Here is a 26,362-nt window from a genome sequence, read left to right on the forward strand (position 1 = left end):
CGGAGGAACCGGAGTGTGCCGCGGCCCAAGGCGACCGATGCCGGGCGGTGCACCCGCACAACGCCGGTGGCGGCCCGCGTCGTACGCGGACCGCCACCGGGTGCTCGGAGTCTCAGGAGGTGTGCGGGCAGTTGCCCCGGGACTCATCGATCGTCAGGCTCCGCTGCGGCAGCGGGCACAGGAACTGCTCGTAGCGGGTGTCGTTGTCGATGAACCGCTTCAGCCAGGAAATGCTGTACTTCGCGATCGTCGTGTTCGAGGAGTTCGGCGTGAAGTGGGTGGCGTTGTTCAGCTCCAGGTAGGCCCGGTCCAGGGAGGACGGCAGACCGGTGTACAGGGGCTCGGCGTGGCTGGAGACCGGGGCGATCGAGTCGCCGTCGGCACCGAAGATCAGGGTGGGGGTCCGTACCTCGGGCCAGGTCTTGTCGAGGTTCCAGGGCGTCAGCGGGATGGCGGCCTGGAGTGAGGGCCGGTCCTTGGCGGCCTCGAGGCTTCCGCCGCCGCCCATCGAGTGGCCCATGACGCCGAGCCGGCTGCTGTCGACACGGCCACGGACCACGCTGCGCTGGGTGAGGTAGTCCAGTGCGGAGAGCAGTTGTTCGCCGCGAGAGTCGGGCTGGTCGAGGGTGGTTCTGGTGTCGATGGTGAAGACCACGAAGCCCTGTGAGGCCAGGCGCGGGCCCAGCCAGGCGATGGAGGACTCGTAGGCGGTGAAGCCGGGCGAGATGGCGATCGCGCCGAAGGTGCCGTCGGCGGTGCTGGTCGGGTAGTAGATCGTGCCCCCGCCGAAGCCGGTGACGGAGAGCGAGGAGACGGAGATGTCCGACACGGCGTACGGGCCGCGCGACGCCTCGATGCTCGATTCGGTCGGTGCCGGGCCGCGCTCGTAGGGATTGTCCGCCGCGTGCGCGCCGGGGCCGCCGAGCGTGCTCAGAGCGACGACGGCGGCGAGGGCGGCGGTCAGTCCGGCGAGCCGGCGGCCCTTGCGCCTGCTGGTGTGGGGGTGCTGCTGCACGACGAGTGGTCCTCTCTGTCGCGGCGAACCACCCGGCCGGCCGGTGCACGGGATCATGGCGTGGGTTGGGGCCGTGCCCGGCCGGGGGCGCCGCCGATTGACTGGCGGTGCCACTGTCGGAGAGGAGGGGACCGGTGCGGATCGGCAATCTCACCGGTCTCGTGCGCCGCGCACCGGCCCTGTACGGCGAGGCGGCCGCGCGCACGGCATGCCGGGGAGAAGCGGGGGTACACGCAAAGGCGCGGTCACCGTCGGAGTCGGCGCCGACGGTGACCGCTGCGCGTGCCAGCGCCTGCGCCGCTCAGCCGCTCGCGAATGTCCGGGCGTGCAGGACGGCGCGGACGCCGCTCAGCCGCTCACGGCGGTGCGACGACGCGGCGAGGCAGACAGTCCTCACCCACGGAGACCCTGCGGCGCGACAGCCGCCTCGTCAGGCCGCGTCGTAGGCGTGGGCCCGGCCACCGGCCCATTTCACCCACGACGGATCGTCCAGGAGCTCTTCGCCCTCCGGCAGCCCCGCACGCCGCAGGAATTCCACGACGTCGCGGTCGGAGCCCGCGAGGCCGACGATCTCACCGCGCACCGTCACCCGGCGTCCGCCCGAGCCGAGCGGCGGGTGTACCACGATCGGCGCCTTCTTCATCCTTCCAGGATCCGGCGAGGGCCTCCGGTATGCATCCCGGCCCGGACTGTCACCCGACTGGCCCGCCGGACGAGCCGTCCGGGGCCGCGCCGTGCTCGTATGGAAGCGGCCTCCATGCCTACCCGGAGGGAGCTGGGAATGCACGAGATGTGGTGCGGTGCAGACACTTCGGGGGAGCCGGTGTGGCATGTCCTCACCCCGGACAAGTCATCGACGCTGTGCGGAGTGGACAAGGAGGAGGAGTCGCCACGACGTGACACGACGGACCGGCACTGCTTCTCCTGCATGCAGTCGTTCCAGGCCGTCGTCGCGTCGCGCTGAGAACCCCGACGGACCGGTCCGGCCGGCGTCCTCGCCGGGCGGACCGGTCCGCCCCCGCGGGCCGCTCAGTGACAGGGGTGGTCCCCGCCCGGGGCCGTCGCCCGGTGGGTCTCGAGGCGGCAGAAACAGGACGCCTCGATCGGGACGTCCGCCACCGCCGCCGCATGCTTGAGCTGCCGGGCGATGATCGCCGCCTCACCGGTCTTGCCGGTGCGCAACAGGCACTCGTGGAATCCGTGCAGCGCCCAGACGTTGTTGGGGTGTTGCAGGGGCCTGGGCAGGGTGGCGTCCAGCCCCAGATCCGCGCGGTAGACGGCCTCCGCCTCGGCGACGCGGCCCCGCTCCAGGAGCAGCGCACCGTAGGCGTGCCGGGTGGGCTGCATCCAGCCCCAGGGCTCGTCGTAGGGCAGGTCGTCGTCCAGTTCGACGGACCGTTCCAGCGCGGCGAAGGCGGTGTCGTACTCGCCCTTGCGGTAGGCGAGTTCGCCGTCCAGCATCGCCGACGCGATGGCGAGGATGTCGTGGCAGGTGTTGTTGAAGAGCATCCGGGAGACGGGAACGCGGCCGACAGCCGTGCGGAAGCTCTCCCGTTCGGCCTCGGCCCTGTCCGTGGCGCCGGTGGCGGAGAGGGCGACACCCCGGGCATAGTGCAGCATGGCGGTGGTGACGCAGTACAGGTCCGGGTCGTCGGGGAACGGCAGCGCCAGGATGTCGTCCCACCGGCCGAAGCGGATCAGAACGTGGACGCGCATCGCCAGGAACCCCTCGAGCCAGTCGGCCATGGGAGGGCTCTGTACCCGGAGCAGCTTCTCGGGGACGGCGTTCTCGAGCCGTGCGGCCGCGTCCAGGGCCACCTTCGACTGTCCGGCGAACATGGCGCCGTAGATCCTGAAGTGGTGGTTGTGGGCGCGGTAGAGCGTGTAGAAGTTCATGGCGCCGGCACGTCGGAGGTATCTCTCGTCGGCCGCGATGGCGACGGTGTTGTCCGAGACGACCCGGCGGTAGTCGCCGCAGAGCACTTCCAGGTGTGAGGGCATGTGGTGCAGGTGCCCGGCGTCGGGAACGGCGCCGCGCAGCCGGTCGGCGACGGTGAGGGCCGCTTCCGGGGTGGGGGACATCTCCATCAGGTGGATGTACAGGTGGAGGACGCCGGGATGCCGGCCGCCGGCCTCGGTGGCGAGCGCGCCGTCGAGTACCGCCTTGGCCTCCAGCGTGCGGGCGCCGTCTGCCGGGCGGCCCGTGCCGAGGTCCCACAGCTGCCAGGGGGTCAGGTTCATCAGGGCATCGGCACAGAGGGTGGCCACGTCCGGGTCGTGGGGGTGGCTCTCGTACACGGCGAGCATCCGGTCCGCGTACGGCTCGTTCCACACCGAGCAGTCGTCCGTGGCTCGCGCCTGGGGGTAGCGGGCGCGCAGGGCTTCGACGAGAGCCCGTTCGACGGGGGTGGCGTGCGCGGCCTTCTCGTGCGCCCGCTCCACGGCCCCGTGGGTGCGTTCGACGGTGTGGGCGAGTTCGTCGCCGTCGAACGACTCCCAGGGTTTATTGTAGTTGGGGCCAAGGGCGTAGGCGATGCCCCACTGCGCCATGGCGCAGTCCGGATCGGCTTCGGCAGCCTTCTCGAAGCAGGCGACCGCCTCCTCGTGGTTGAAGGCGTACGTCCACATCAGCCCGCGGTCGAACCAGAGTTGGGCCCCGGGGGAGGACGTCGTCACAGGCCGGCCGTAGGTGCCGAGGTCGAAGTAGTCGTCCATGGGTGCCTGCCTCCCGGGGAAGCGGACGGGCCGGCGCCACCGGTCCGCCGGTGACGCACGTCCCGTGGGGACGAAAACGACGATAGCGGGGCACAAGCGCTCGCGCAGGCGCCAGCCGGATCCCGCTTCCCGGGGTGGTCCGTGCCGGTTGCACGCTGACGGGGCACCCCCAGGGGTTCGTGATCCGGCCCGGCGAGCCGTCCGAGGTCCGGCCTCCCACGGGGATCGACGTCACCCCGCGAGCACCCCTTCCCCGAACCGCCGGACTCTCACGCTGCACATCCGCAAGGGCACGCTCGGTAGCCACCCGGCATAGCTCACGCCATTCCTTCGAGGGCTTTCGCCGACGGGCTGGCACGGGCCCTGCGCCGCTCCCTAGGATGTATTTCCTGTCCAGCCAGCCCAGTTGGCGCGGTACTCCGCAGGGGGAACGATGCACACCGGTAAGCAGCTGTCCACCGAGATCGACGCAACCGTGCCGACAGCCGCACGTATGTACGACTACTATCTGGGCGGCAAGGACAACTACGCGGCGGACCGCGCCGCCACCGAGGAACTCGACAAGGTGGTGCCCAGCACCCGCCGCCTGGCGCTGAACAACCGCCGCTTCCTCCAGCGCGTGGTGCGCACCCTCACACAGGAGTACGGCATCCGGCAGTACCTGGACCACGGCTCCGGTCTGCCCACCCAGGACAACGTCCACCAGGTCGCCCAGCGCATCGATCCGACCACGCACGTGGTCTACACCGACAACGACCCGATGGTACTGGTGCACGGCCGGGCCCTGTTGGAGCAGGACGAGCGCACCGTGGTCATCCAGGCCGACCTGCGCGACACCGACGGCATATTCGGCCACCCGGAGACCCAGCGTCTGATCGACTTCTCGGAGCCGGTCTGCGTGCTGTTCAACTCGGTCTTCCACTGCATCCCGGACAGCGACACCGACGGCCCGGTCGCCGTGGCCCGCCGCGTGCGCGAACAACTGGCTCCGGGCAGCTTCATGGTGATGTGCCAGCTGGTGAGCGAGGACCCGGAGGTCCGCACGTTCGTCACCGACTTCATGGACCGGGCGACCCAGGGGCACTGGGGCCGGGTGCGCGAGCCGAAGGACGTCGAAGGCTACTTCGACGGTCTGGAGATCCTGGAGCCGGGCCTGGTGGAGGTGTCCACCTGGCGTCCGGACACAGAGGTGGCGCCCCGTCAGCTCACCCGGGAGTGGATCGAGTTCGGTGGTGTGGGTCGGCTCCCGCTGTAGCCTTCGACGACGCGACGCCCCTCGCCGGACCGCTGAGCGGTCCGGCGAGGGGCGTCGGTGTTCTTCCGTTCGACCGGTGCTATGAGGTGGCGTAGCGCTCCTTGATCGTTCTGTGCAGCAGTTCCACGGAGTCACGGGGCTTGAGGGCCTCGTCGGCGAGGCGGTCCAGCGCGATCCGGTACTCCTCCGTCTCGTCGCGGTCCTCGAGAAAGTTGGCGCTTCTGATGTGCTCCAGGTAGACCACGTCGGGCAGATCGAGTCCGCCGAAGCGCAGATAGGTCACCGGGATCGCGGGAGCGGACGCGTTGGTCACGGCCAGCGGCACGAACTGCACCGTCACATTGGGCCGCTCGGCCATCGTCACGAGGTGCTCGAGCTGTTCACGCATCACATCGGGGCTGCCCAGCACGCGCAACAGGACCGACTCGTCGATGACGGCCCACAGTTGCGGCGCGGCCTCACGCCCCAGCAGTTCCGCGCGGCGCATGCGCAGTTCGACCCGGCGCTGCACCTCGGCCGCCGGGGCGTTCGGCAGTCCTCGCTCGACCACGGCACGCGTGTACGCGGCGGTCTGCAGCAGTCCGGGGACGTACTGGATCTCGAAGGTGCGGATGGTGGCGGCGGCTTCCTGGAGTCCGACGAGACGGTCGAACCACTCGGGCATCAGCCGCTTGTCGTACCGCTGCCACCAACCCGGCTCACCGGCCCGCTGAAGCAGTTTGAGCAGCACCGAGGCCTCGTGGCCGTCGACGCCGTACAGCTTCAGCAGCGCGCGGACATCGCTCTCCGTGGGCGGCCGGCGGCCCTTGCCGGACTCGATACGGGACAGCTTCGCCCCGCTGAAGCCGACGGAGCGCGCCGCCTGGTCCTGGGACAGCTCGGCGTCCTCGCGGAAGCCGGCCAGCTGCACGCCGACCAGCATCTTCAGCAAGGTCGGCGCGGGCTCGGACCTGTCCAGATAGGGTTCCAGACGGGAGATTCGACGCGACGCGGCGGACATCCTGACTCCCAGCAGACCGGCACAAGGGCGATTCACACTATCGCATCTGACAGTGCCTCACCGCATCCACGCGGGGAAGCCCCGCGGCAAGTGGGGGATGGAGCTCCGTTTCACCGGCGCCGCCCCGAGCGGCCGGTGCCGGCTTCCCGGGAACGCCTCAGACGAGGTGGTCGAACTCGCCGTCCTTCGCGCCGGCCAGGAAGGCCGCCAGCTCCGCGGCCGTGTAGACGAGAGCGGGACCGTCGGGGTCACGGGAGTTGCGCATCGCGACTCCCCCGCCGGCCAGCGGGGCCACCTCGACACAGTTGCCCTCGGCGTTGCTGTGCCGGCTCTTGATCCAGCGGGCGTCCAACTGGCTGGCCCGCACTCCGTTCCTCACTCCGGGCACCGCTGTCTCCTTGCTGTTCACGTTCCACCGCGCACGGCTTCCCTCCGTACATGGCGAAAAATCTCGCGCAATTTCTCGTGCAATTGCACGCGAGCTCTGTCAGCGTGGATACTAGCTGCGGCGTCAACCCCTTCGTAGGCGCCGCGTCCTGACGACGCATCAAGGAGATGCCGTGCCCTCACCTGCGCTTCCTGTGCTCCGGCCGCCGGCCGGGGCCGTGGCGGTAGTACCGGCGGGTGGCCCCGGCACGGCCCCGGACTTCCCCCACGCCCCGCTCCCGGCGGTGCCGTACGGAGAACCGCACCCCACACCGGAGCCCGTCCGCGCGGTGCCCGCCTCGGTGGCGCTGCGCATCACATGCAGCCGGGAGGGCCTCGCGCGAGCCCGGTCCTTCACCCGGGACACCCTGGGCGCCTGGTCGCTCGGCCACCGTCTCGACGACGCGATCCTGGTGATGACCGAGCTCGCCGCGAACGCCGTGACCCATGCGGCGCCGCGGTGCGCGGGTGTCCCGGACGTCCGGCTGGGGTTCCGGCTGGAACCGGCGCATCTGCTGCTCACCGTCTTCGACCCCGACGACCACCCGCCGGTCCGCGCGCCCGGTGCCGGCTCCGACCTGGAGGAGCACGGCCGGGGCCTGCGCATCGTCGACGCCCTGTCCGAGGCGTGGGGCTGGACCCCCACCGTCCCGGCCGGCAAGACGGTGTGGGCCCGGTTGTCGACCCGCCCACCCACCTGACACGACTGCCGCGGAAAGGCATCCACGCCATGCGCAGCGCTTCGACACAGCAGCCGAGCAGCGAGCGCCCTGTGCGCCACACGTCCCCCACCGGAGTGGCACGAACCACGCCCCTCACCGCACTGTCCCGCGTGCCCTGGGCCGAGATGCAGGACTCCACCGGATCGGCGGCAGCCATCCCGCTGCTGCTCAACGGCATCGCCTGGGGGGACTCCGCCACGGCCCTGGCCGCCCTGGAGGACCTGCGGAAACGGATCTGCCAGTACGGCTTCGTCACGGAGCAGGCGACCGCGGCCACCGTCCCCTTCCTCTGGGAGCTTGCCCAGCTGCCCCATGTCACCTGCCGGGCCCGCATCATCGAGCTGCTGAAGGCCATCGCCGACGCCCGGCAGTGGGAGAGCACCGCCGCCGCGTATCCCAAGCTGCTCAACCGCCGCGAGAACCCTGTGGTGTGGGAACGGGCCGCCCGGCAGGCGGTGCGTGCCCGGCGCAGCGACCTGGACCGGCTGCTCACCGAGCCGGACACCGACATCGCCCGGGCCACGACGGAACTTGCCCGCGCACTGGCTGACTAAGAGCCATGGGCCGCCCCCCTGGGGAGCGGCCCGGCCGGGAACGCGCGCGACCTTCGGGGGACGAGTCGCGCGCCGGGGGAGGGTCGCGCGCGGCCAAGGGGGGAAGGCCGCGCGCGACCCGCGACGGCGTGGGGGGAGTGACGACCCGCCGGTCAGCGGCGGGCGCCCCTCGCCTCGCGTCGCGCGGCGGTGTAGACATGGCACATGGTCCGACTCATGGGTCGATTCCGGACCCGGTCGCCCCTGCGGCCCGGCACCGCGGCGTCGGCACGGCGCCGACAGCAGGGGGGCAGCCGCTCCCGAAGGCATGCGGCGGCGGGACTGCGGTCGGTGCTGAGCGGGCGCAGCGTCGCCGGACAGGTGTTCGTCCTGCACCTGGTGATCGTGCTGCTGCTGGTCGTGGCCGCCGTCGTGGCGCTGGTGCTTCAGGTGCAGCGGGACAGCACGCAGGAGGCCCGCAATCGTTCACTCGCCGTCGCGGAGACGTTCGCCAGCGCGCCGGGCATCATCGAGGCTCTGGACTCCCCCGACCCCACGGCCGTGCTCCAGCCGCGCGCCGAGGCGGCCCGCGAGCTGGCGAACGTCGACTTCGTCGTCGTCATGAACACCGACGGCATCCGCTATACACATCCCAAGCCCGACCGCATCGGCAAGCAGTTCGTCGGCACCGTCGAGCCGGCACTGGCCGGGGAGCCGGTCGTGGAGGAGATCGAGGGCACCATCGGGGAGCTGGTGCAGGCGGTGGTCCCGGTCAAGGACGGCGACGGCACGGTGGTGGGCCTGGTGTCGGCGGGTATCACGACCGAGAACGTCGGCGGGGCCGCTGAGGACCAGCTGCCGCTCGTCCTGAGCGCGGCGCTCGCGGCACTCGCCCTGGCCATCGGGGGCGCCGCCCTGGTCAGCAGACGGCTGCTGCGGCAGACCCACGGTCTGGGCCCGCACGAGATGACCCGGATGTACGAACACCACGACGCGGTGCTGCACGCGGTGCGCGAAGGGGTGATCATCGTCGACGGCGACGGCACCCTGATGCTCGCCAACGACGAGGCGCACCGGCTGTTCAGCCTGGCCGAGGACGCCGAGGGCCGACATGTACTGGACGTCGGCCTGGATCCCGGCATCGCTGACCTGCTGGTTTCGGGGCGGGTGGCCACGGACGAGGTGCACCGGGTGGGCGGCCGGCTGCTGGCGCTCAACCAGCGGCCCACCGACCGCGCGGGCGGCCCGCCGGGCAGCGTCGCCACGGTCCGCGACTCCACCGAGCTGCGTGCCCTGTCCGGCCGGGCCGAGGCGTCGCGCGAGCGGCTCAACATGCTCTACGACGCGGGGGTGGGCATCGGGACGAGTCTGGACATCGCCCGCACGGCCGAGGAGCTCACCGAGCTGGCCGTGCCACGGTTCGCGGACTTCGTCACGGTGGACCTGTTCGAGTCCGTGCTGGCCGGCGGCCACCCCGACTCCGCCGCCCCGGTGCGCCGTACGGCCGTGACGGGGATCGCAGAGGACGCTCCGCTCTATCCCAGGGACGAGAAGATCCACTTCGTCGCGTCGTCCCCGCAGGGCCAGAGCCTCACCACCGGACGGCCGGTCCTCGCGCCCCGGCTCGGAGAGACCCCGGGCTGGCACGCACAGGACGTCGAGCGCTCCAGGCAGGTCATGGAGTACGGCATCCATTCGCTGATCACCGTGCCGCTGCGGGCCGGGGCGCTGACGCTGGGTGTGGTCAGCTTCTGGCGGTCGAGGAAGCCCGAGCCGTTCGACCCCGAGGAGCTGGCACTGGCGGAAGAGCTGGTGACCCGGGCGGCGGTCTCCATCGACAACGCCCGCCGCTACACGCGCGAGCACAACATGGCGGTGACGTTGCAGCAGAGCCTGCTGCCGCGCAGTCTGCCCGAGCAGAGCGCCCTGGAGATCGCCTACCGCTACCTTCCGGCACAGGCCGGGGTGGGCGGGGACTGGTTCGACGTCCTGCCGTTGTCCGGCGCGCGGGTCGCACTGGTGGTCGGCGATGTCGTCGGGCACGGCCTGCACGCGGCGGCCACCATGGGACGGCTGCGCACGGCGGTGCACAACTTCTCCGCGCTGGACCTTCCGCCCGACGAACTCCTGGGACTGCTCGACGAGCTGGTCGGCCGCATCGACCAGGACGAGGCACAGGACGAGCACAGTGCCCCGGTGACCGGGGCGACCTGTCTGTACGCCGTGTACGACCCGGTCTCGCGGCGCTGCACCGTGGCCCGCGCGGGCCATCCCCCACCGGCCCTGGTCCGCCCGGACGGCGGCGTGGAGTTCCCGGAGGTGCCCGCCGGGCCCCCGCTGGGGCTCGGCGGTCTGCCGTTCGAGTCGGCCGATCTGGAGCTGCCGGAGGGCAGCCGGCTGGTCCTCTACACCGACGGCCTGGTCGAGGACCGGGAGCACGACATCGACGTGGGCCTGGAGCAGTTGCGCGAGGCGCTGTCCCGGGCCGGGGACTCCCCCGAGGACACCTGCAGGGTCGTGCTGGAGTCCCGGCGGCCGGTCCGGGCCGGGGACGACATCGCCCTGCTCGTGGCGCGGACGCGGGCGCTGGCCGCCGACCGGATCGCCGAGTGGCCGGTGCCGTCGGATCCGGCGGCCGTCAGCGAGGTGCGGGCCGCGGTCACCCGGAAGCTGGCCGAGTGGGGGCTGGAGGAGCTGACGTTCGGCACGGAGCTGATCCTGAGCGAGCTGGTCACCAACGCGCTCCGCTACGGGGGCACCCCGATCCAGGTACGCATGCTGCACGACCGCAATCTGGTCTGCGAGGTCTACGACAACAGCAGCACCTCGCCCCACCTGCGGTACGCCACCCTGACGGACGAGGGCGGCAGGGGACTGTTCCTGGTCGCCCGGCTCGCCGAACGCTGGGGAACCCGCTATCTGCCCGCCGGCAAGGTGATCTGGGCGGAGCAGCCGATCCCCGGGCCATAAGGAGTCCCAGGGGGTAGCCATAAGAGAGACTTATGAGCTCATAGACCGGACCCGCGTACCAGGTAAGGCATACCTCAGTTTAGGCTTCCCCACGAGACGCCTGTCCTCGCTCGAAGGGAACCTGACCATGCCCCGCCCCCTGCGGGTAGCCATCGTCGGATCCGGCCCCGCCGGGATCTACGCCGCCGACGCCCTGCTCAAGTCCGACGTGGCCGCCGAACCGGGCGTGTCCATCGACCTCTTCGAGCGGATGCCCGCACCGTTCGGACTGATCCGGTACGGCGTCGCTCCCGACCACCCGCGGATCAAGGGCATCATCAGCGCCCTGCACCAGGTGCTCGACAAGCCGCAGATCCGCCTGTTCGGCAATGTGGACTACGGCACCGACCTCCACCTCGACGATCTGCGCACGTTCTACGACGGCGTGATCTTCGCCACCGGCGCTACGGCCGACCGCGCGCTGCCCCTCCCGGGCATAGGCCTCGACGGCTCCTACGGCGCCGCGGACTTCGTGTCCTGGTACGACGGCCACCCCGATGTGCCGCGCACCTGGCCCCTGGAGGCCGAAAAGGTCGCCGTGCTCGGTGTCGGCAACGTCGCCCTCGACGTGGCCCGGGTCCTCGCCAAGACGGCCGACGAGTTGCTGCCGACGGAGATCCCGCCGAACGTGTACGAGGGACTGAAGAAGAACAGGGCCCTGGAGGTGCACGTGTTCGGGCGCCGTGGCCCGGCGCAGGCGAAGTTCAGTCCGATGGAGCTGCGGGAGCTGGACCACTCCCCCACGATCGAGGTCGTCGTCGACCCCGAGGACATCGACTACGACGAGGGTTCGATCGCGACCCGGCGCGGCAACAAGCAGGCCGACATGGTCGCCAAGACCCTGGAGAAGTGGGCCATCCGCGATACGGGTGACCGTCCGCACAAGCTGTTCCTGCACTTCTTCGAATCCCCCGTGGAGATCCTCGGCGAGGACGGCAAGGTCGTCGGCCTGCGCACCGAGCGCACCGAACTGGACGGCACCGGCAACGTCAAGGGCACCGGCGAGTTCAGGGACTGGGACGTCAGCGCGGTCTACCGGGCCGTCGGCTACCTCTCCGACAAACTCCCCAAGCTGCCCTGGGACATCGACTCCGGCACGGTCCCGGACCAGGGCGGCCGGGTCCTCCAGGAGACCGGCGAGCACCTGCCGTCCACGTACGTCACGGGCTGGATCCGGCGCGGTCCGGTGGGTCTGATCGGTCACACCAAGGGCGACGCCAACGAGACCGTGGCGAACCTGCTGGAGGACTACGCGGGCGGGCGGCTCCTCACGCCCGAGTCGCCGGCCCCGGAGGCGGTGGACGCGTTCCTCTCCGAACGCGGTATCCGCTTCACGACGTGGGACGGCTGGTACCGCCTGGACGCTGCGGAGAAGGCGCTGGGCGATCCCCAGGGCCGCGAGCGCGTGAAGATCGTCGAACGCGAGGACATGCTGCGGGAGAGCGGCGCACCGGCCTGAGGCGGCGGTGCGGATCCGGAGGAGGCCGAGGGCGCCTCGCCACCTGGGTGAGCGGGGTCCGCCGCGTCCCGCTGCCCTCCCCCGCCGCCCGGAGGACCTGCGCGGTGCTCCGGGCGCAGGGAGGGTGTACCGGCGCCGGTGCTCCCGGCCGCGGAGAGGGCACCGGCTCCCGCGTCTCCGGCACGATCCGCCGGACAGTGCACCCCGGGCCGCCGGACAGGCACCCGGGGCCGCCGCCCCGGTGAGGACACATCGTCGAGCACCCGTCCGTGCAGGGATCGGGCGGGCGCTCGGAGTGGGTCAGTCCGGCAGGGCCAGCCGGCCGGTCTCGCCCGGCTCGACGCGGACCGTGCGGCGGCCCGGGAGGTGCACCTCGATCGGTGAGCGGCCGGACGAGGGCACGGTGATCTCCAGCAGACCGCGTTCCAGCCGCAGCCGCACACCCCAGTGGCCGTGATAGCGCAGGGTGAAACCGTAGGAGGACAGCTCCGGCAGCGGCACCGGGTCGAGCCACAGGGCTCCGCCACGGGTCTCGAGACCGGTCAGTCCGCGCTGTACCAGATCGAGGGTGCCGGCCATGGCACCGAGGTGGATGCCCTCCCCGGTGGTGCCGCCCTGGATGTCGGCGATGTCCGCCTGGAGGGCCTCCTGGCAGAACGTCCAGGCGTCCGCGCGGCGGGCCCGGGCCAGAACCCACCCATGGACGAGACCGCTGAGGGTGGATCCGTGACTGGTGCGGTGCAGATAGTGGTCCACCGTGCGCCGCCAGGTCCGCTCGTCCAGGCTCAGGCCCAGCCGGTGGAAGACCCCCTGGAGTTCGACGGGCGAGAAGAGATAGCCGAGCATCAGGACGTCCGCCTGCTTGGAGGCCTGGTAGCGGTTGACGCTGTCGCCCTCCGCCTCCAGGATCCGGTCCAGGCGCCGGATGTCGCCGTACCGGCGCCGGTAACCCCGCCAGTCGAGCTCGGCGAGCTCGCCGTAACCGTCGAACTGGCTGATGACACCGTTGTGGAAGGGGACGTGGAGCATACGGGAGATCTCCTCCCACTGCTCAAGTTCGCCCGCGTCCAGCCCGGTCCGCTCGGCGAGCTCCCGGCGCCTCGGCTCGGGAAGGCCGCGCAGCACCTCCAGAGTGCGGGTGAGTACCCAGGCGGCCATGACATTGGTGTACGCGTTGTCGTCGAGGCCCGGTCCGGCGGCGTCCGGGTAGGCGTCGTGATACTCGTCGGGACCCACGACGCCCCTGATGCGGTACCGGCCCAGACCCTCTTCGAAACCGGCCGAGTCCGCCCAGAAACGGGAGATCTGCAGCAGCATCTCGGCGCCCTTGGTGTGCAGGAACTCCTCGTCCCCGCTGGCCTCGCAGTACTGCCACACGTTGTACGCGATGGCCGATCCCACATGGTGCTGAAGGTGGGAGTGGTCGGGGAGCCAGCGGCCGGAGCGCGGATTGAGGTGCAGCTTCTGGGTCTCCTCCCGCCCGTCGCTGCCGCTCTGCCACGGGTACATCGCGCCCCTGCGCCCGGCGTCCCGCGCGGCGGTGCGGGCTCGTTCCAGACGCCGGTACCGGTGGTGCAGCAGCGCGCGCGAGACCTCCGGGAGGTGCAGGTTGAGGTAGGGCAGGACGAACAGTTCGTCCCAGAAGACGTGCCCCCGGTACGCCTCGCCGTGCAGTCCCCGAGCCGGGACCCCCACGTCCAGGTCCGCGGTGTGCGGGGAGAGGGTCTGCAGGACGTGGAAGAGATGCAGCCGCAGAATGCGCCCCGCCTCGTCGGCCACGTCCAGTTCGGCCCGGCGCCACAACTGCTCCCAGGCCGTCAGATGCGGCCCCAGCAGTTCGTCGAAGCCGCCCGCGCGGCTCACCCGGTCGACGGCGGCGTGCAGCGGGTCGCTGATCGCGGGATCGCGGGAGGTGTGCAGGGCGACGATCTTGTCGACGGTGACGGTGCGTCCGGCGACCAGGTCCAGCCGGGTCGTCTGGACGGCACGCGGGCGCTCGTGCCGGACCGTCACGGGCGCCGGTGACGTGAACCGGGCGGCGAAGGCGATCCGCACGTCCGAGGTGCGGGTGCGGCAGCCCAGCCACACCGTGTCCGTGGCGGCCGTGCCGGTGAGCACCCCGGTCAGATGGCTGCCGTCCAGATCCCGGTAGCGGGACACCCCGGCGTTGGTGACTCCCCCGTCGAGCGCCGCCTCGGTCTCGAGAGCGCCGGAGAATCCCTCCGCGGTGAACTCGGTTCTCAGGCCTGCCAGATGAGGGTCCGCCATGTGCACGAACCGGAGCTGGCGCACGAGGAGCGCCCGCCCCGCACCGAGGCCGTACCGCGTCCTGCGCTCCATCAGCCCGGAGGACAGGTGCAGCGTCACCACATGGTCGAGCACGGCCGCCGTGTCGGGGGTGAGCCAGGACTCCCCGGGCAGGCGGAAGCGCAGGGGAAGCCAGTTGGGCAGGTTGACCATGTCCTCGTTCTCGACCTGCCGTCCGACGACCTGGGAGGTGAGCCTGTTGTAGATGCCGGCCGCGTACGTCCCCGGGTAGTGCACCTCGTCGGCCGAACACTCCGCCAGCGCTCCCCGAGTGGCGAAGTACCCGTTGCCCAGCGTGCACAGCGACTCCCGCAGGCGAGCGCCGGCGGGGTCGTAGCCCTCGTACTCCCACGTCCAGCCCGTCACTCGACGCTCCTCCCCGACTGCACACGCCTCCTCGCACGTCCCGTGACGGCGGCGGACCGCCGTACCGCGGCGGCCGTGGCCCCCCGGCGGCACTGCGGCCGAACGTCGTCACGAGTACCCCCGGTGGGTGCTCGTGACACACCGGGCCGGCGGAAGCGCCTACTCCTCCGCCACCGGCACCCGCCACAGGAGCGTGGTGCCCTGTTCGGGGGAGCTCGTGATGTCGAACGTACCGTCGAGCTGCTGCGCGCGTTCGGCCATGTTGCGCAGTCCGCTGCGGCGGCCCTCGGCCGGGATGCCCACGCCGTTGTCCGCGACTGTCAGCCGTACCTCGCGCCCGTCGGTCTCCAGGGCCACCTGGGCACGGTCGGCACGGGAGTGCCGGGCGATGTTGGTCAGGGCCTCGGAGAGCACGGCCACCAGGTGGTCGGCGGTCTCCTTCGGCACGTGGGTGTCGATCAGGCCCTCCATCCGCACACTGGGCGGGAACCCCAGCAGGGGCGCGGCATCACCGGCCACCCGCACGACGCGCGCGCGCAGACCGGTTCCACCGGCGCCCGTGGCCGCCCGGGAGCGCAGGCCGAAGATGGTGGACCGGATGATCTTGATGGTCTCGTCGAGGTCGTCCACGGCCCGCAGCACCCGCTCCGAGGCCTCCTTGTGCTCGATGAGCCGGCCGGCGCTCTGGAGGGTCATGCCGGTGGCGAACAGTCGCTGGATGGCCAGATCGTGCAGATCGCGGGCGATGCGGTCGCGGTCCTCGAGCACGGCGATCTGTTCGGCGTCCTGGCGGCGTTCCGCCAGTTCCATCGCCACGGCGGCCTGCGCGGCGAACCCCTGCAGGGGTTCGATCTCCTTGTCCGAGAAGGGGTTGCGGTCGGCGGCCCGGGCCAGCAGGACGATGCCGCGCACCCGGTCGCCCGACCCGATGGGCACGACGGCGGCCGGGCCCAGTTCCTCGAGACGCTGAGGTCCCGGGAAGACCCGGTCGTCGCTCGTGATGTCCGGGCTGGTGACGGGAGCGGCCGTGGTGAAGGCCCGGCCGAGCAGACTGCCCTCGACGGGCACGACGAGCCCGTGGTGGGTGTCCGCACCCTGTCCGATGGCCAGTTCCACGGTCAGCGAGTCGGTGCCGGCCATGGGGACCGCGACCACGGCGAGGGCGGCGCCGGTGATCTCGCGGGCGCGCTCCGCGATGAGCAGCAGTGCCGTGCCGCGTTCGCTGCCGGACATCAGGCCGTGGGTGATCTCGGCGTTGGCCCGCAGCCAGCGTTCGCGCTGCCGGGACTCCTCGTACAGGCGGGCGTTGTCGATGGCGACACCGGCGGCGACCGCGAGGGTGGACAGGACCGACTCGTCCTCCTCGTCGAACTGCGCCCCGCCCCGCTTCTCGGTCAGGTACAGGTTGCCGAAGACCTGGTCGCGGACCCGGATGGGTACGCCCAGGAAGGTGTTCATCGGCGGGTGGTGCGCCGGGAATCCGTACGAGCCGGGGTGGTCGGAGAGATTCGCCAAGCGCAGCGGTTCCGGATGACGGATCAGCTCGCCGAGGATGCCGTGGCCCTCGGGGTAGTGACCGATGCGGGCGATCTCCTCCTCACTCACCCCGACGGTGTGGAAGGCGGACAGCCGCTTGCCGTCCGGACCGATCACGCCCAGAGCCGCGTACCGCGCGTCCACCAAGGCCGCGGCGGCCTCCACGATGCTGTGCAGCACCTGCTCCAGCTCCAGCTCCCGGCCGACCGAGAGCACGGCCTCGAGCAGACTGTGCACCCGGTCGCGGGTACCGCGGGCCGCGTCGATGCGTGCCTGGAGCTCCTCCAGCAGCTCGTCGAGCCTCAGCTGGGGTAGCCGTACGCGGGCGTCGTCGTCCCGCTCGTCGCCTGCCACCCGTGTGCCTCCTGTCCCCATCGCCTGCGCACCGTCACCCGGTTGCCTCCCGACCGGCGCCGCGGTAACGGTCCAGTAAAGGCGACGGTACGGCATCGGCCGGACGGCGGTTCCGGTGGGGACCGCCGTCCGGCCTTCCCGGGCCCGTGGGCCGTTCGGCCCTGCCCCAGCCCGTCCGCCGGGGCCGGAGGTCCCCTGCTGGCGGGACGACGGTCCCCCGTTGCCGCCGGGGGCCCCGTTACCCCCGGGAACAGGCGTTCCGCATTGCTATACAGGTCCTGCCGCCGGTCCGGATCCGCGGTCCAATTCCTCTGTCACGTCCCGCCTTTGGAGACCTCATGCTGTCCGAAGAGTCCGCCGCAGTGCTGCGGGCGACCCTGCCCGCCGTGGCCGGGGCCCTCGACGAGATCACCACGCGTTTCTACGGCGCGATGTTCCGCGACCGGCCCGAGCTCCTGGACGGCTTGTTCAACCGGGGCAACCAGGCCAGCGGGGCGCAGCGCCGGGCTCTCGCGGGGTCCATAGCCGGTTTCGCCCAGGCCCTGCTCAACGACCCGGACAGCCGGCCGGACGCCCTGCTGGCGCGGATCGCCCACAAGCACGTGGCGGTCGGGATCACCGACGACCAGTACACGATCGTGCACAAGTACCTGTTCGGCGCGATCGCGGAGGTGCTGGGCGACGCGGTGACCCCGGACGTGGCGGCCGCCTGGGACGAGGTGTACTGGCTGATGGCCGGCGCCCTGATCGCGCGCGAGGCCCGGCTGTACCACGACGCCGGTGTCGTGCCGGGCGACATCTGGCGCCCGTGGACGGTCGTGGAGCGCCACGAGGAGACGGACGACGTGGTGTCGTTCCTGCTGCGCCCCGCCGACGGCCGGCCGGCGCCGCGGGCCCGGGCCGGCCAGTACGTCAGCGTGAAGTTGCTCATGCCGGACGGGGTCCACCAGCCGCGCCAGTACAGCCTGTCCTCCGATCCCGGTGACGAGCTCCGCCGTATCACCGTCAAGCGCGTCCCGGGAGCGGAGGGCGCCCCGGACGGCGAGGTGTCCAACCTGCTGTTCGAGCGGATCGGCACCGGGGACGAGCTCACCCTGTCGGTGCCGGCCGGCGACGTCGCGCTCGACGAGGCCGACACCCCGCTGGTCCTGGTCTCGGCCGGTATCGGCAGCACCCCGATGCTCGGCATGCTCGCCCGGCTGCGGGCCACCGGCTCCACCCGGCGGGTGCTCGTCCTGCACGCCGACGGCTCACCCGCCGAGCACGCCCTGCGCGCCGAGACGCGCGAGACGGTGAACGGGCTGCCCGACGCGGAGGCGGTGTTCTGGTACGAGCGTCCCGGCGCCGAGGAGCCCGATGCCCGCAGCGGCCTGATGAGCCTCGAGGACGTCGACGTCCCGGCGGACGCGACGGTGTACCTGTGCGGCCCGCTGCCGTTCATGCGTGCCGTACGCGGTGAACTGCTCGCCGCCGGAGTCCCCGCCCGGTCCGTCCACTACGAGGTCTTCGGCCCCGACCTCTGGCTGCCCGAGGCGGCCTGAGCGGCCGGACGCCGGGGCCCCGCGCGCCCAGATGGCGCGCGGGGTCCCGGCGTCCCGCTCAGACCTCCAGTTCGGCCTCGATACGGCGCAACTGGTGCCGTGCCATGGCGAGGTTGGCCCGAGCCCCGTCGAGAACCAGGTACAGGAAGAGACCGTTGCCGCCGCGCCCCTTGAGCAGGCGGATCAGGTGGTACTGGCTGTTCAGGGTGATCAGGATGTCCTCGATCTCCTCGTTCAGCCCCAGGTGTTCCATGGTGCGCAGCTTGGACCGGACGACGTCGGTGTTGCCGGCTGCCGCGACCTCCAGGTTGAAGTCCTTGCTGCCGCCCAGCGTGCCGAGGGCCATGCCGCTGGTGTAGTCGACGAGCGCGGCGGCCGTCGCGCCGTCGATGGAGCTGAGGCATTCCTTGAGCGAGGTCTCCGTGTTGGCCATGAGTGGTGTCCTTTCCGTCATGAATGGGTGGTTCGGGCCGGCCGCCGGGTGATGCGCCGGCGTCCGGCCGGGGGAGAGATGTCGGGGGTCAGCCGCCGGGCTGGGTCCGGGGCCGGTGTGCGGGCAGTTGCGGGGTCCGTACCGGAAGGGTGCCGATGGGCCGGTCCGGGTCCCTGTCCCGTGCTGCGATCTCCCGGGGCACGAGCCGGTCGGCGTGCCGCCCGCCGCCCGGGCCGATGTGGGTGTCCACCAGCTCCGCGATGCGGGCGCCGCTGCGCCGGCCCTCCAGATGCAGACGGCCCACATTGACCCGGTCGTCGGCGAGGAGGGTGAGGACTGCCGTGGTGCCGGCCGCATAGGTCGCGATGTAGCCCTGGCTGCCGCGCACCAGGAGTTCGCGGAACTCGCCCCGCGCGGCCGCGTCCGTCATGCGGTACGCGACGCCGAGGGCGGCGGCGGTGAGCGCGGCCAGTCCTTCCGGTTCGGTGTCGGGGACGTCGTGGGCCAGGACGAGTCCGTCGACGGTGGCCGCGAGGGTGCCCGCCAGGCGAGGAATGCGGGTGCGGAGCCGACGCAGTTCGTCCAGCACGTCGGTCTCGACGGCCATGAGCAGTCTCCTTTCGGCACGCTGCCGGCGCGCGCGGATCACAGTGCCTCCAAGGCGTCCAGGAGCCGTCTCAGCAGTGCTGTGTCGGGCTCGTTCCACGCCGCGCCGCCCGCGTCGGGGACGGGGTGGACCGACGTGGCGGGCGGGGGTGGCGCGGGTGTGACCAGCCCGTCGGCGGCGAGGCGGCGTAGTTCGACGAGGGTGTGGAACGTGCGGCAGGCGAGGGCCGAGGCGATCTGTGCGGCGGTGCGGCCGCCGTCGACCAGGGCCAGGGTGCGTCCGCGGCGGGGTGGCAGTTCGGCGGGGTCGGCGCCGGCCGCGCGGGTGAGCGGTGCGGTGTCGACGGCCGGGTCGGGCCAGATGCGGTGGAGCAGCTCACGGCGGCGCCGCGACTCGCGCAGCACCGCCGCCACCGGCACGGGGCGGACGGCACCGAGCCAGTGCGCGACGCCGGGGCGGAAGCGGAGCGCGGCTCCGTCGTGGGCGAGCGCGAAGTACGCCGCGTCGAACAGCGCGCCCAGGTGGCACAGCTCCAGCGCGCCGGCGCTGAGGCGTCCGCTGTCCACCAGCTGGCGGCCGACGCGGTGCACGGCGCCCGCCCGCTCGACCGCGTCCCACCAGCCGGCCGGCGCGACGGCGCCGCTACGGGTGAGCAGGTCGCCGAGATCGGGGCTGCAGGCGGACTCGACGTGCACGACATGTCCCGCCGAGAGGTAGAAGATCCCGGACTCCGTGGAGAGCGCACCGGTGGCGTGGTCGGCCGCGAGGGTGCCGAGTAGCTCGGGGGCGGATCCGTCGGTGCAGGGTGCTGTGGTCATCCGAGCACCAGCCGGTCCGCCATGTCGGCCAGCCGGATACGGGCGAGGGCGAGGTTGCCGTCGGCGCGGTCGAGCCACAGGTAGAGGAACACGGTGCTGTCGAAGGTCGTGACCACGAACCTCAACAGGTGGTAGGCGTCCGCGCCGGTGAGGATCAGGTCCTCGACGGGTGGTTCCTTGCCGGCGGTCCCCGTCCCGGCACCGTCGGCCGGGGCGAGGGTGCCGCTCTCCATGGCCTGACGGGCGAGTTCCGCGGTCTCCGCGGCCGTGGCCTCCGCGTCGCCGCCCGGGGCCTCGCCCACCGCGCCCAGGGCGAGCCCGCTGATCCAGTCGACCACCAGTGCCCCTCGGGCACCGGGCAGTCGCATGGCTTCCAGCAGACTCTCGTCGATTCCGGGCACGCCGGATCCCCCTCCTCGCACGGCTGTACCGCGAACGTGACGTCGACGCTACGGTGTGTGCTCGATCGAGGTGGGAGCTTTGGTGATTTCCCGGGGAATATGCGACGGGAGTGAAGGACCGCTGGTAGGGTACGGGCTTTTGCCCTCGCGACGGGTCCGGCTCCCGGGCTGCGGTGCGGGCAGGACCGGCCCCGATGCGGATGGTGGACCGGCCCTGCTCAGGGGGCCATTGTGGTCACGTGCGCCCCGCCGGACCAGGGGTGAACCGTGGTCACCGCGTGTGCGCCGCGCACACCCCGCACGTGACACGCCGGGCGCTCACCTCATATGAGGGCCGTAGGGAGCGGGTGGACACCGGCAGGGCCCGCCCTCCGGCGGCACCCCGCGTCACGTCGCCGCCCGACGGCGACGATACTGGCAGGAGCACGTGCCCCCGCTCACCACTGGACCCATGCCGACCTCCCCCACAGCCCGCGCCGCCATCCCTCCCACGGTCTGGCTGGCCCGCGGCCGCCATGCCAGAAGTCAGGCAGACGAAGCGCTCCGGCGCGGTCTGCGCCGCCTCAGGGACAGCCGGGACATCGACGACTTCCTGGAACTCCCCGCCTCCGAGAGCACCCCTGACCTGGTGTTCGAATCCCGGGCGCGGGTCGACGGAGAGGTCACCGTGCGCGCCCGGCTGAGCCTCTCGCCCGGCACGGCCGAGGGCTGGGACTGGACGCTGGTCGCGGAGGCGGAGCGACCCTGGGACCAGTCCTGGCCGTCCCCGGCCGGGATGTTCTGGGAGCGGGAGCGGGACGCCGAGTGGAACCATGCGGCGACCGGACTGCGAACGGGAGAGATCAACCCGCTCCCGGAGGACGACAAGGCCGTACGGCGACTGCTGCGCGACTGCGCACGCGACGCCTGGCACATCCATGTCGTCGTCCATGAGGCGATGACCACGGACGAACGCGGCCGGGTGCCGCTCGCGCACTGGCTGCCGCCGGGACTGCGGCACCGGGTCGTGGAGCACCGGGCCGTCCCCCAGCAGTCACGGGTGGCGAACTGGGCGCTGCGGGAGTTCGGCGTGCAGGTCCCGCGAGGGGGCGCCGTGGTGCTGCCGGGCGCCGCGGTCCCGGAGGGATACGACGCCGACGCCTTCGCCGTGCGGGCGGTGTTCCTGGACGGCACGGAACCGGCCGGCCTCGTCGACGCCGTGACCCGCTTCGACGCGCTGGGGCGCGCACTGCCGGACGGCGCGCAGGACGCGCTGACCGCGCTGCGGGAGGACTGGCACCTGCTGACCCTCGCGGAGGAACTCGACCGTGAGCGCGCGCTGGTGGCCATGTACGCCGAGGCCCTGGAGGCCATGACGAAGTCCCGGGACCTGTACCGCGAGGCCGCCGAACGAGCCCACGAGGCGCTGGCCGCCCACCAGGACTCGGCCTCGGGCACCCCGGCCGCCGCAAGGCAGCCGGCCCCGGCCCCCTCCTCCCCCCTCCAGCACCTGACTCGCACCCTGGAACGTTTGAAGGCCGGCACCAGTAGGCCCCGCCGCCCCATGCCGGGAGAGCCCGGGGAACCGACACTGGAACGGCAGTCGACGACGTCCGACGGTTGAGGCCGCCCGCAATCGGCCCCGCATACTCCGGCACCGGGCCGGAAACCACTCCGCGTCCGGCGTCCGCGGGCGGGGTGGGACGCCGGAGCGGCTATGCCTCGGCGGGCGGGTGCTCCGTGGCGTGGGGGCGGTTGGAGGGCCGCCAGGGGGAGAAGCGGGTGCCGGGGAGGGGGCGCCAGCCGGACGAGCAGGGCCGCCAGTGCCGGCAGCACGGCCGCGACGGCGGCCGAGGTGGCGAGCCAGGCGGGCGCGAGAGCGAGGTCCAGCGCACGGGAGAGCGCGGCCGCCGGGAAGGAACCGCCGTAGGCGTGGCACCGGCCAGGACCGCGGGCACCACGACCGCTCCGGTCAGGACGACCGCACGGGGGCGCACCACCATGATCGACTCCATGGGGAGGGCTGATGACCAATACCAGGCGCCCCGCAACTCGCTGCCACTTGACTGGTCCACCGGGATGACCTGCGGCGATCTGGCGTTTCACGGGAACAGGGCGGGGCATCGGACGCGTGCGCCCCATGGCCGGTCCCCGCCGTCATACCGGGGCCGTCAGCGGGAATCCGCTCAGAGAAGGCCGTGCCGCGGCAACGGGCCGCGGCACGCCGGTCACCGGAAGGAGGGCAGTGACGTTGGAGTCGACCACCGTACTGCTGACCGTCGTCGCGGTCCTCGCGGTCGTGGCGCTGGCCGGAGCCCTCGCCGCCCTGGTCCGCCTGGTCCGCACGCGTCGGGAGTTGCGGCGGGCGGGTCTGCCCACGGGGCCGCGCTGGGTGTTCTGGGGCGCGGTCCTCTATCTGGTGCTGCCGGCCGATCTGCTGCCCGACCCGGTCTTCCTGGACGACATCGGCGTCCTTCTGCTCGCCCTGCGCTCCATGCGTGGCTCCAGCGGTGCGACTCTGTCCGGTGGTCCCTCGCACCACCCGGTCCGCCAACCCGCCGACGACTACGCTCCGTAAGGAAACCAACCACCCGTTCGATTCGTATAAGTCTCTGGAAGCCAAAAGAAGTCGGCGGACCAAGCGAGGGCGCACCGTGGGCCGTTGCCTGGTCGGCGCAGCACCGACGAGGGAGAGACGATGCAACCGTTCGCGCTCAACTACGCACGTCCGGCAGTGGAGTTGGCCGTAGCCACTCCGTATGCGTATGACTCCGGACTGCAGTTGAACGTCCTCGGTGACGGGCGGATCGCGGCCTGCGACCACGCGTTGTTGCGCGAGGTGGGGACGACGACGTCCACCGCGGGCTCCAAGACCCACTTCGACGACTGAACGCGGACCGTAGACCATGACCGTGCTGATCCTCACATGCGAGGAGGATGTGACCGCCGACATGGTGGTCGTGCATCTGAACGGTTCCGGAGTGCCGGTGGTGCGCCTCGATCCCGCGGATCTGACCGGTGGCGTCTCGCTGTCCGGCGAGTTCGTCCACGGCCGCTTCCGCGGCCATCTGTCGGCGGGAGGGCGGCTGGTGAGCATCGGCGGGCTGCGGTCCGTGTGGGTGCGCCGGCCCGGCACTCCGGCCGGGCGCGCGCCGCAGCCGTCCGCGTGGCTGACCGAGGAGGCCTCGCAGGCCCTCTACGGCCTCCTGCGCGGCTGCGACGCGCGCTGGATGAACCACCCGGACGCGGCCCGGCAGGCGCGCCACAAGCCGTGGCAGCTGCGTCTGGCGCAGCGCTGCGGCCTGCCCGTGCCCGCCACGGTGATCACCACGTTCCCACGAGCCGCCCGGGAGTTCGCGGAGCGTTTCCCGGATCTGGTGGTCAAGCCGGTGTCGGGGGCGCATCCGCAGGACCCGCCGCGGGCCGTGCCGACCAGTCGGGTGGCGCCCGACGCGGACTTCTCCGCGGTCGCGTACGGCCCGACGCTGCTCCAGCGGCGGATCGCCAAGCGGGCCGACATCCGGCTCACCGTGGTGGGTGAGCGACTCCTGGCGGCCCGTAAGGCGACGGCGCCGGACGCGGACCCGCACGAGGTGGACGTGCGATTCGCCGCGCCCGGTGCGCCCTGGGAGCCGGTCGAGGTCCCGGCACGCACCGCCGACTCCGTTCGCACCTATATGCGCCGGGCCGAACTGGCGTACGGGGCTTTCGATTTCGCCGAGGACGCGGACGGGACATGGTGGTTCCTGGAGTGCAACCAGTCGGGGCAGTTCGGGTTCGTGGAGGTGGAGACGGAACAGCCGATCGCGCGCAGCGTCGCCGAGTGGCTGTGCCGTCCCGTTCCCCACGAGCCCGCGGAGCTCAACGGGGCCGGCACCACGGTGCGGTGAGGGGTCGTCACCGCGGTCGCAGGGCGGCCGTCAGCACACGGGGTCAGTGCGGTCGCGGTCCGGGCAGCAGAGCCGTGCGCTGCCAGCCGTTGCCCGGTGACTGCGGCCGGTCGAGGCCCGGACCGTGGCCGGGGGACCGCAGCGGCCGCATGACCAGCTCCAGTTCCCTGCTCACGCGTTCGGCCTCGCGGCGAACCTGTGCGGGCACGTCGCCGCACTCCGCGATGAGTCGGTCGTAGATGGGGGAATCCTGGAACACCCGGCAACGTGCCTTTCTGCTCGGCGGCCCCGGTGCGGGGACGCGACTGACGAGTGTAGGCGCCCGTGCGGTGTGAAGTGGGCGTTCCGGGCGGTCACGCGCCCGTTGTCGATCCGGGGCGGACGATCATGAGGACCGTGACGGTCGCCCAGGCAAGGTTGAACACCCCGGTGAACATCGCGAGTTGTACGGTGCTCCGCCGGTCGACCGGCCGGTGCTCGGTCAGCTGCTCGACGAGTTCCTCCTGACGGGGCAGCACGAAGGCGAGGAGTATTCCGGCGGCCACCGCGGTCAGGGTGATCGAGGCGAGGAGCCAGCCGTCGTTCAGGACGCCCATCGCGAGGGCGGTGGCGAGGCCGAGGAGGGGAACGGCGATCCCCGCGCGGGCGTAGACCCGGCAGATGCGGTGGAGGAGCGCGACGGTGGTCAGCGCCTTACCGCCACGGCCGTCGCCTCCCTCCGCCGGGACGGCTCGGCGTACAGCCGGCGGGAACATGCTGGCCGCGACGGACACGGGACCGACGGCGATGATGGCGGCCAGGACATGGAGGGACAGCAGAAGCTTGGTCACCGGGGCTCTTTCCTTGGTGTGATCGGCGGTGCCGGGCTCACGCTAGAGGCCCCACACGTGATCACCCAGAGGCTGAAACGCCAGGTTCCAACGGGTTCCCGCCAATCGTGTGACCGGTTGGTTCAGTGCACCACCACCCTGATGCCCTGGTTCCAGCCTTGGCGGGAATCCGCTTATCGTGGAGTTCATGCACTCCGTGGTGATTCTGGTCCTCGATGGGGTCGTGCCGTTCGACATGGCGGCGCCGATGCAGGTCTTCGCCTACACGCGTCTGCCCGACGGCCGGCGCCCCTACCGGGTCCGGCTGTGCGCCGAGCGGCCGGAGGTGGCGGCGGACGGCGGCTTCACCCTGCGCGTCGACCGTGGACTGGAGGCGCTGGCGGACGCCGACACGGTCATCGTCCCGGGCCGCGCCGAAGGAGCGCCGCCACCCTCCCCCGCGACGCTCGCCGCGCTGCGGCGGGCAGCCGGGGCGGGGACGCGTATCGCCTCGGTGTGCGTGGGCGCCTTCGTGCTGGCGGAAGCAGGGCTGCTGGACGGCCGGCGCGCCACCACGCACTGGGTGGCCGCCGACCGGCTTGCCCTCGCCTTCCCGCTGGTCGATGTGGAGCCGGACGTGCTCTATGTCGACAACGGCCAGATCCTCACCTCGGCCGGCGCCGCCGCCGCGCTGGACATGTGCCTGCACATGATTCGCCGGGACCTGGGCTCGGCCGTGGCCGTGAACGCCGCCCGGATGTCGGTGATGCCCCTGGAACGGGAGGGCGGCCAGGCCCAGTTCATCGTGCACGACCACCCGCCCGCGCCCCGCGGCTCGGATCTGGAGCCGCTGCTGGACTGGATCGAGGACAACCTGGCGCACGAGGTCACGCTCGGGGCGATGGCGGCGCGCGCCGGCATGAGCGAGCGCACCTTCAGCCGCCGGTTCCGCGAGCAGATGGGCACCACGCCGTTGCAGTGGCTGCTGCGGGCCCGGGTGCGGCGCGCCCAGTATCTGCTGGAGACCAGCGACCACACGGTCGAACGGATCGCCCAGCAGGCCGGCTTCGGCTCACCCACCGCGTTCCGTGAGCGGTTCCGCAAGGTGGTGGGCACCACTCCGCACGCCTACCGCTCGACGTTCAGCGGGAGGCGCGCCGTCGGCGCCGGCGTCCTCTAGCGAGATT

General features: G+C 71.9%; 25 protein-coding genes. 12 read left to right on the forward strand and 13 right to left on the reverse strand.

The genetic code is table 11. The features are described from left to right. Nucleotides 1–112: 112 nt before the first annotated feature. Both bdeA and ACZ5C2_RS14205 read right to left on the reverse strand, forming a co-directional pair. Complete coding sequence (gene bdeA, locus ACZ5C2_RS14200) at nucleotides 113–1,015, reverse strand: bis(hydroxyethyl) terephthalate hydrolase (protein ID WP_468790076.1); 903 nt, start codon at nucleotides 1,013–1,015, stop codon at nucleotides 113–115. 430 nt (nucleotides 1,016–1,445) lie between these two features. Next, the gene (locus ACZ5C2_RS14205) at nucleotides 1,446–1,658 is read right to left on the reverse strand and encodes a hypothetical protein (RefSeq protein ID WP_468790078.1); all 213 of its coding nucleotides are present in this window, start codon (nucleotides 1,656–1,658) and stop codon (nucleotides 1,446–1,448) included. A gap of 114 nt (nucleotides 1,659–1,772) precedes the next feature. On the opposite strand from ACZ5C2_RS14205, the gene ACZ5C2_RS14210 reads away from it, so the two are divergent. After that, complete coding sequence (locus ACZ5C2_RS14210) at nucleotides 1,773–1,979, forward strand: hypothetical protein (RefSeq protein ID WP_468790080.1); 207 nt, start codon at nucleotides 1,773–1,775, stop codon at nucleotides 1,977–1,979. A gap of 65 nt (nucleotides 1,980–2,044) precedes the next feature. Here the strand turns inward: ACZ5C2_RS14210 and ACZ5C2_RS14215 are convergent, their stop codons facing one another. Continuing rightward, nucleotides 2,045–3,730 carry a tetratricopeptide repeat protein gene (locus ACZ5C2_RS14215; RefSeq protein WP_468790082.1) on the reverse strand — a complete coding sequence of 562 codons (1,686 nt, stop codon included), beginning with the start codon at nucleotides 3,728–3,730 and terminating at the stop codon, nucleotides 2,045–2,047. A 433-nt stretch (nucleotides 3,731–4,163) separates the two neighbouring features. On the opposite strand from ACZ5C2_RS14215, the gene ACZ5C2_RS14220 reads away from it, so the two are divergent. Continuing rightward, entirely contained in the window at nucleotides 4,164–4,985 is an 822-nt protein-coding gene (locus ACZ5C2_RS14220; protein WP_468790084.1) for an SAM-dependent methyltransferase, read from the forward strand. 79 nt (nucleotides 4,986–5,064) lie between these two features. Here ACZ5C2_RS14220 and ACZ5C2_RS14225 read toward each other — a convergent pair whose 3' ends face one another. Together ACZ5C2_RS14225 and ACZ5C2_RS14230 are read right to left on the reverse strand one after the other, a co-directional pair. Next, the gene (locus tag ACZ5C2_RS14225) at nucleotides 5,065–5,985 is read right to left on the reverse strand and encodes a helix-turn-helix domain-containing protein (protein ID WP_468790086.1); all 921 of its coding nucleotides are present in this window, start codon (nucleotides 5,983–5,985) and stop codon (nucleotides 5,065–5,067) included. 157 nt (nucleotides 5,986–6,142) lie between these two features. Beyond that, entirely contained in the window at nucleotides 6,143–6,373 is a 231-nt protein-coding gene (locus ACZ5C2_RS14230; protein ID WP_468790088.1) for a DUF397 domain-containing protein, read from the reverse strand. A 172-nt stretch (nucleotides 6,374–6,545) separates the two neighbouring features. Here ACZ5C2_RS14230 and ACZ5C2_RS14235 point away from each other — a divergent pair, with 172 nt between their 5' ends. The 4 genes from ACZ5C2_RS14235 (at nucleotide 6,546) to ACZ5C2_RS14250 (ending at nucleotide 12,134) form a co-directional block, all read left to right on the forward strand. Next, nucleotides 6,546–7,112 (forward strand): ATP-binding protein, encoded by a 567-nt coding sequence (locus tag ACZ5C2_RS14235; protein ID WP_468790090.1) that lies wholly within the window; start codon nucleotides 6,546–6,548, stop codon nucleotides 7,110–7,112. 29 nt (nucleotides 7,113–7,141) lie between these two features. Continuing rightward, nucleotides 7,142–7,687, forward strand: a complete 546-nt coding sequence (locus ACZ5C2_RS14240) for a hypothetical protein (RefSeq protein WP_468790092.1) — start codon at nucleotides 7,142–7,144, stop codon at nucleotides 7,685–7,687. A gap of 216 nt (nucleotides 7,688–7,903) precedes the next feature. After that, nucleotides 7,904–10,636, forward strand: coding sequence for a SpoIIE family protein phosphatase (locus ACZ5C2_RS14245; RefSeq protein ID WP_468790094.1), 2,733 nt, complete (start codon nucleotides 7,904–7,906; stop codon nucleotides 10,634–10,636). Nucleotides 10,637–10,763: 127 nt separating this feature from the next. After that, a complete protein-coding gene (locus ACZ5C2_RS14250; RefSeq protein ID WP_468790096.1) occupies nucleotides 10,764–12,134 on the forward strand; it encodes an FAD-dependent oxidoreductase in 1,371 nt (456 codons plus the stop codon). Between the two features lie 300 nt (nucleotides 12,135–12,434). Here ACZ5C2_RS14250 and ACZ5C2_RS14255 read toward each other — a convergent pair whose 3' ends face one another. Then, the gene (locus tag ACZ5C2_RS14255; RefSeq protein ID WP_468790098.1) at nucleotides 12,435–14,807 is read right to left on the reverse strand and encodes a glycoside hydrolase family 65 protein; all 2,373 of its coding nucleotides are present in this window, start codon (nucleotides 14,805–14,807) and stop codon (nucleotides 12,435–12,437) included. Between the two features lie 159 nt (nucleotides 14,808–14,966). Further along, complete coding sequence (locus ACZ5C2_RS14260) at nucleotides 14,967–16,718, reverse strand: sensor histidine kinase (protein ID WP_468790100.1); 1,752 nt, start codon at nucleotides 16,716–16,718, stop codon at nucleotides 14,967–14,969. A 317-nt stretch (nucleotides 16,719–17,035) separates the two neighbouring features. On the opposite strand from ACZ5C2_RS14260, the gene ACZ5C2_RS14265 reads away from it, so the two are divergent. Continuing rightward, nucleotides 17,036–18,238, forward strand: coding sequence for a globin domain-containing protein (locus ACZ5C2_RS14265; protein ID WP_468790102.1), 1,203 nt, complete (start codon nucleotides 17,036–17,038; stop codon nucleotides 18,236–18,238). A 58-nt stretch (nucleotides 18,239–18,296) separates the two neighbouring features. Here the strand turns inward: ACZ5C2_RS14265 and ACZ5C2_RS14270 are convergent, their stop codons facing one another. From ACZ5C2_RS14270 to ACZ5C2_RS14285, 4 genes are all read right to left on the reverse strand, one after another. Next, nucleotides 18,297–18,671, reverse strand: coding sequence for a roadblock/LC7 domain-containing protein (locus tag ACZ5C2_RS14270; RefSeq protein WP_468790104.1), 375 nt, complete (start codon nucleotides 18,669–18,671; stop codon nucleotides 18,297–18,299). Nucleotides 18,672–18,759: 88 nt separating this feature from the next. Then, nucleotides 18,760–19,278, reverse strand: coding sequence for a roadblock/LC7 domain-containing protein (locus ACZ5C2_RS14275; RefSeq protein WP_468790106.1), 519 nt, complete (start codon nucleotides 19,276–19,278; stop codon nucleotides 18,760–18,762). A 38-nt stretch (nucleotides 19,279–19,316) separates the two neighbouring features. Continuing rightward, nucleotides 19,317–20,096 (reverse strand): hypothetical protein, encoded by a 780-nt coding sequence (locus tag ACZ5C2_RS14280; RefSeq protein WP_468790108.1) that lies wholly within the window; start codon nucleotides 20,094–20,096, stop codon nucleotides 19,317–19,319. Further along, complete coding sequence (locus ACZ5C2_RS14285; RefSeq protein WP_468790110.1) at nucleotides 20,093–20,497, reverse strand: hypothetical protein; 405 nt, start codon at nucleotides 20,495–20,497, stop codon at nucleotides 20,093–20,095. Before ACZ5C2_RS14285 ends, ACZ5C2_RS14280 begins: the two co-directional genes overlap by 4 nt. Before the next feature lie 451 nt (nucleotides 20,498–20,948). Here ACZ5C2_RS14285 and ACZ5C2_RS14290 point away from each other — a divergent pair, with 451 nt between their 5' ends. The 4 genes from ACZ5C2_RS14290 to tgmB all read left to right on the forward strand — a co-directional run bounded on the left by ACZ5C2_RS14290 (nucleotide 20,949) and on the right by tgmB (nucleotide 24,366). After that, entirely contained in the window at nucleotides 20,949–22,100 is a 1,152-nt protein-coding gene (locus ACZ5C2_RS14290) for a hypothetical protein (protein ID WP_468790112.1), read from the forward strand. A gap of 627 nt (nucleotides 22,101–22,727) precedes the next feature. Continuing rightward, nucleotides 22,728–23,054 (forward strand): YkvA family protein, encoded by a 327-nt coding sequence (locus ACZ5C2_RS14295; RefSeq protein WP_468790114.1) that lies wholly within the window; start codon nucleotides 22,728–22,730, stop codon nucleotides 23,052–23,054. Between the two features lie 120 nt (nucleotides 23,055–23,174). Continuing rightward, a complete protein-coding gene (tgmA, locus tag ACZ5C2_RS14300; RefSeq protein WP_004935783.1) occupies nucleotides 23,175–23,366 on the forward strand; it encodes a putative ATP-grasp-modified RiPP in 192 nt (63 codons plus the stop codon). Between the two features lie 16 nt (nucleotides 23,367–23,382). Then, nucleotides 23,383–24,366, forward strand: a complete 984-nt coding sequence (tgmB, locus tag ACZ5C2_RS14305) for an ATP-grasp ribosomal peptide maturase (RefSeq protein ID WP_468790116.1) — start codon at nucleotides 23,383–23,385, stop codon at nucleotides 24,364–24,366. A gap of 43 nt (nucleotides 24,367–24,409) precedes the next feature. Here the strand turns inward: tgmB and ACZ5C2_RS14310 are convergent, their stop codons facing one another. After that, nucleotides 24,410–24,625, reverse strand: a complete 216-nt coding sequence (locus ACZ5C2_RS14310; RefSeq protein ID WP_468790118.1) for a hypothetical protein — start codon at nucleotides 24,623–24,625, stop codon at nucleotides 24,410–24,412. A 94-nt stretch (nucleotides 24,626–24,719) separates the two neighbouring features. After that, the gene (locus ACZ5C2_RS14315) at nucleotides 24,720–25,196 is read right to left on the reverse strand and encodes a hypothetical protein (RefSeq protein ID WP_468790120.1); all 477 of its coding nucleotides are present in this window, start codon (nucleotides 25,194–25,196) and stop codon (nucleotides 24,720–24,722) included. Nucleotides 25,197–25,383: 187 nt separating this feature from the next. Here ACZ5C2_RS14315 and ACZ5C2_RS14320 point away from each other — a divergent pair, with 187 nt between their 5' ends. Then, entirely contained in the window at nucleotides 25,384–26,355 is a 972-nt protein-coding gene (locus ACZ5C2_RS14320) for a GlxA family transcriptional regulator (RefSeq protein ID WP_468790122.1), read from the forward strand. The last annotated feature ends 7 nt before the right edge of the window (nucleotides 26,356–26,362 follow it).

It is taken from the genome of Streptomyces sp. NPDC031365, from assembly GCF_055569765.1.

Bases quoted from the DNA above. Each gene is read 5' to 3' on its own strand.
- ACZ5C2_RS14320 (WP_468790122.1), top strand. From the start codon at position 25,384: ATGCACTCCGTGGTGATTCTGGTCCTCGATGGGGTCGTGCCGTTCGAC.
- ACZ5C2_RS14270 (WP_468790104.1), bottom strand. From the start codon at position 18,671: ATGGCCAACACGGAGACCTCGCTCAAGGAATGCCTCAGCTCCATCGAC.
- ACZ5C2_RS14225 (WP_468790086.1), bottom strand. From the start codon at position 5,985: ATGTCCGCCGCGTCGCGTCGAATCTCCCGTCTGGAACCCTATCTGGAC.
- ACZ5C2_RS14215 (WP_468790082.1), bottom strand. From the start codon at position 3,730: ATGGACGACTACTTCGACCTCGGCACCTACGGCCGGCCTGTGACGACG.
- tgmA (WP_004935783.1), top strand. From the start codon at position 23,175: ATGCAACCGTTCGCGCTCAACTACGCACGTCCGGCAGTGGAGTTGGCC.
- ACZ5C2_RS14265 (WP_468790102.1), top strand. From the start codon at position 17,036: ATGCTGTCCGAAGAGTCCGCCGCAGTGCTGCGGGCGACCCTGCCCGCC.
- ACZ5C2_RS14250 (WP_468790096.1), top strand. From the start codon at position 10,764: ATGCCCCGCCCCCTGCGGGTAGCCATCGTCGGATCCGGCCCCGCCGGG.
- ACZ5C2_RS14210 (WP_468790080.1), top strand. From the start codon at position 1,773: ATGCCTACCCGGAGGGAGCTGGGAATGCACGAGATGTGGTGCGGTGCA.
- ACZ5C2_RS14275 (WP_468790106.1), bottom strand. From the start codon at position 19,278: ATGGCCGTCGAGACCGACGTGCTGGACGAACTGCGTCGGCTCCGCACC.
- ACZ5C2_RS14220 (WP_468790084.1), top strand. From the start codon at position 4,164: ATGCACACCGGTAAGCAGCTGTCCACCGAGATCGACGCAACCGTGCCG.
- ACZ5C2_RS14260 (WP_468790100.1), bottom strand. From the start codon at position 16,718: ATGGGGACAGGAGGCACACGGGTGGCAGGCGACGAGCGGGACGACGAC.
- ACZ5C2_RS14290 (WP_468790112.1), top strand. From the start codon at position 20,949: ATGCCGACCTCCCCCACAGCCCGCGCCGCCATCCCTCCCACGGTCTGG.
- ACZ5C2_RS14245 (WP_468790094.1), top strand. From the start codon at position 7,904: ATGGGTCGATTCCGGACCCGGTCGCCCCTGCGGCCCGGCACCGCGGCG.
- ACZ5C2_RS14205 (WP_468790078.1), bottom strand. From the start codon at position 1,658: ATGAAGAAGGCGCCGATCGTGGTACACCCGCCGCTCGGCTCGGGCGGA.
- ACZ5C2_RS14280 (WP_468790108.1), bottom strand. From the start codon at position 20,096: ATGACCACAGCACCCTGCACCGACGGATCCGCCCCCGAGCTACTCGGC.
- tgmB (WP_468790116.1), top strand. From the start codon at position 23,383: ATGACCGTGCTGATCCTCACATGCGAGGAGGATGTGACCGCCGACATG.
- ACZ5C2_RS14240 (WP_468790092.1), top strand. From the start codon at position 7,142: ATGCGCAGCGCTTCGACACAGCAGCCGAGCAGCGAGCGCCCTGTGCGC.